Source organism: bacterium (genome assembly GCA_035380285.1).
Taxonomy (GTDB): domain Bacteria; phylum Auribacterota; class Erginobacteria; order Erginobacterales; family DAOSXE01; genus DAOSXE01.
Window position 1 is genome coordinate 1 of record DAOSXE010000071.1, and the last position, 3272, is coordinate 3272.

Annotated in this window: 4 protein-coding genes and 1 other RNA gene; all 5 read left to right on the top strand. The window is 67.1% G+C overall.

Features of this window, described 5'->3' with window-relative positions; translation table 11 throughout:
- Positions 1 to 921, top strand: a 921-nt coding sequence (locus PLZ73_12685; GenBank protein ID HOO78730.1) for an APC family permease, incomplete at its 5' end; no start/stop codon positions are given.
- Between the two features lie 59 nt (positions 922 to 980).
- Positions 981 to 1277, top strand: coding sequence for a putative quinol monooxygenase (locus PLZ73_12690; protein HOO78731.1), 297 nt, complete (start codon positions 981 to 983; stop codon positions 1275 to 1277).
- The gene (locus tag PLZ73_12695) at positions 1270 to 2436 is read left to right on the top strand and encodes an iron-containing alcohol dehydrogenase (GenBank protein ID HOO78732.1); all 1167 of its coding nucleotides are present in this window, start codon (positions 1270 to 1272) and stop codon (positions 2434 to 2436) included. The genes PLZ73_12690 and PLZ73_12695 overlap by 8 nt, the downstream gene beginning before the upstream one ends.
- On the top strand, positions 2433 to 2843 hold the full coding sequence (arfB, locus tag PLZ73_12700; protein ID HOO78733.1) for an alternative ribosome rescue aminoacyl-tRNA hydrolase ArfB: 411 nt from the start codon (positions 2433 to 2435) through the stop codon (positions 2841 to 2843). The genes PLZ73_12695 and arfB overlap by 4 nt, the downstream gene beginning before the upstream one ends.
- Positions 2844 to 2923: 80 nt before the next feature.
- Positions 2924 to 3272: a transfer-messenger RNA gene (ssrA, locus tag PLZ73_12705) on the top strand.

Consider the following 3272-nt stretch of genomic DNA (forward strand, 5'->3'; position numbering starts at 1 on the left):
TTCGTCGGCCGGGCGGAAAAGGCGATCGTCGGGATCAAACTCGTGATTCTCCTCTTCGTGGCCGCCGTCGGCGTCTTCAGCGTCAAAGCCGCGGCCATGGCTCCCGCCACCTGGGGAAACACCGCTTTGACCGGAACGGCGCGGGCGATCTCGCTGGTGGCGGGAGGCATGATCATCTTCGTCGCCTACGAGGGTTTCGAATTGATCGCCAATACCGCCAACGACGTCAAAAACGCCGCGCGCCTCCTCCCCCGCGCCTATTACGTTTCGGTCGGTTTCGTGATCGCCCTCTATATCGTCATTTCGATCGTTACCGTCGGCAACCTCCCCCTGAAAAAAATCGCCGAAGCCCAAGATTACGCGCTGGCCGCGGCGGCGCAACCCTTCCTCGGGCACTTCGGTTTCGTCATCATCTCGGTGGCCGCTCTCCTGGCCACCTGCTCGGCCATCAACGCCACCCTTTACGGAGCCGCCCGGATCAGCTATATCATCGCCCGGGACGGGGAACTTCCCCGGGAGTTGACGAAAAAACACATGCGCTGGGTCCCGATGCCGTTGGAAGGCCTGATCCTTACCTGCGTTTTTTCGCTCCTGGTGGCCAATTTTTTCGATCTTACCAGTATTTCCACCATGGGGTCGGCGGGTTTTCTCCTCATCTTCGCCGCCGTCAACCTCGCCAACGTCGTTCTGGCCCGGGAAACTTCCAGTCGGGCCTGGGTCTCGGTGGTGGGGACGGTCGTCTGCCTGGGAGCGCTGGGGGCGCTGATCTGGCAGACGGCGGCGACCGCGCCGGCGCAGTTGTGGGTGCTGGTGGTGATGTTCGGCGTGTCGGTTCTCATCGAAACCGTCTATCGGGCCGCCACCGGCAGGCGGATTACCCTGATTTCACGCTCGCCGCGATCGTGCGGGCACGGACGTTGATACGCCGGCGGCGGGCGGATACAATAGGCCCGGCCAGGACAAAACCCGGGAGGTGCGCAATGCTGGTTCTGCAGGTGTTCATTCAGGTCAAACCCGAATTCATCGAGGAGTTCGAGGCCGCGACCCTGGCCAACGCCCGGGCCAGCCGACGGGAACCCGGCGTACTCCGGTTCGACGTTATCCGCCGGACGGACGATCCCAACCTCTACTGCCTTTATGAAGCCTACCGGAACCCGGAAGCCCACGCCGCTCACCGCGAGACCGCTCACTACGCTTCCTGGAAAGCGGACGTCGAAAAAATGATGGCGGTTCCCCGTTACGCCCACCGCTATGAACCGGTGGGCGAGTATGCCTGAAGGGCCCGGGTTCCGATTCGCCACCTCGGGAACGATCATTTTCGGCCCGGGCTCCCTTCCCCGCGTGCGGGAAAAACTTCCGCCGGAGGGGGCGGTGCTGGTGGTGACCGGAAACGACGTTTCCCGGGCCCGGCCGCTGCTGGACCTGATCGAAGAACACGGTCTGGAAGCCCGGGTCTTTCCCGTCGCCCGCGAACCCGACATCGAAACCGTCTCCCGGGCGCGGGAAGCGGGCGCCGAAGCCGAATGCCGGGCGGTCGTCGCCATCGGCGGCGGCAGCGCCCTCGACGCCGGGAAAGCGGCGGCCGCCCTGATCGCCAACCCCGGGGATCCGCGCCAATACCTGGAAGTGGTCGGCGAAGGGAACCCCCTGCGCTCCACCCCTCTTCCCTTCATCGCCGTGCCCACCACCGCCGGGACGGGATCGGAGGCGACCCGCAACGCCGTGATCGCCTGTCCCGAACAGTCGGTCAAGGTCAGCCTGCGCAGCTACCTCCTCCTCCCCGCCCTGGCCGTGGTCGATCCCGAACTGGCTCTGACCCTGCCCCCGCGCCCCACGGCCGAATCGGGCATGGACGCGCTGGCCCAGCTCCTGGAAGGGTTCATTTCCCTCCGGGCCTCCCCCCTGACCGATGCCATCGCCCGGGAAGGCCTGCGGGCGGCCGGGAGAGGTCTGCGGCGGGCTTACCGGCACGGCTCCGACCTGGAAGCGCGGACGGAGATGGCGCTGGCGGCGCTCTGCAGCGGGATGGTCCTGGCCAACGCCGGCCTGGGCGCCCCCCATGGGTTCGCCGGGCCGCTGGGAGGGATGTTTCCGGTTCCCCACGGGGCGGCCTGCGCCCGGCTGCTCGCTCCGGCCCTGGCCGTGACCCTGGAGGCGCTGCGGCGGCGGGGCCCCGGTTCACCGGCCGAAACGCGCCTGGCCGAAGCGGGGCGCCTGCTTTCCGGCCGGGAAAAAGCCGAAGCCGGGGACGCCGTCGCCTGGACGGCCGAGACGGCATGGGATCTGGGAATCCGGCCTCTGAGCGCCTTCGGCGTGACCCGAGCGGACATCCCGGTCCTGATCGAAAAAGCCGGCAGGTCCTCCAGCATGAAGGGCAACCCCGTCGCGCTCACGGAAGTAGAAATGACCCGTATCCTGGAAGAGGCGATCGGTTGACCGCGGAGCGCCCCCCTCTCGGAATCCCTTCCGGAAGCCTGCGGTTCTCCTTCAGCCGGTCGTCCGGCCCCGGAGGGCAGAACGTCAACAAGGTCGAAACCGCGGTCCAACTCTGGTTCGACCCCGCCGGCCTCCCCGAAAACGTCAGGCGGCGCCTGCGCAGACTGGCCGGGTCCCGCTGGACCGCGGGGGGAGAGGTTACCATCCGGGCCGACCGGTATCGAACCCGGGAAATGAACCGAAACGACGCACTGCGCCGGCTCGACGCTCTCCTGGAACGGGCGTCGGAAAAACCGCGGCCGCGGCGGCCCACCCGGCCCGGGCCGGGGGCGGCACGGCGGCGCCTGGAAGCGAAGAAACGGCGCTCCCTGACCAAGCGCCTCCGATCCCGCCCGCTTCCCGAATAACCGCGGTTCCCGGGCCCCGTCGCCCTTGACAGTCGGCCCGCTCCCGGGGTATTAATACTACGATCTTTGACAGACGTCACGGGGGCGTAACGGTCTCGACTGGCTCAGTGAAACCGTGGCTGCAGGCAGAGGTTCCAGGAGGCCTCTTTAAACCCCTGGGCTGTGACAACTGCCGACGAGCAGTTCGCTCTGGCCGCTTAATCGCGGTCACGTCCTCCCCGCCGGGCCTGCAAGGCGGGAGCGGGACGTAGGGTAGCAGGCTGGCTTCGAACCCGGGCCGCCGGGGGGAGAAGCGAGAACCGACAGGCGGATAGCCGAGCGCGATCCCGTCGGTCGGAGCAAGCGAGGCGAATACTAAACGGCCGACTAAGCCTGTAGATGCCCGGAAGGATCTGTTTCAGGACGCGGGTTCGACTCCCGCCGCCTCCA

Excerpts from the sequence above, each read along its gene's own strand:
- PLZ73_12690 (HOO78731.1), top strand. The coding sequence starts at position 981 with ATGCTGGTTCTGCAGGTGTTCATTCAGGTCAAACCCGAATTCATCGAG.
- PLZ73_12695 (HOO78732.1), top strand. The coding sequence starts at position 1,270 with ATGCCTGAAGGGCCCGGGTTCCGATTCGCCACCTCGGGAACGATCATT.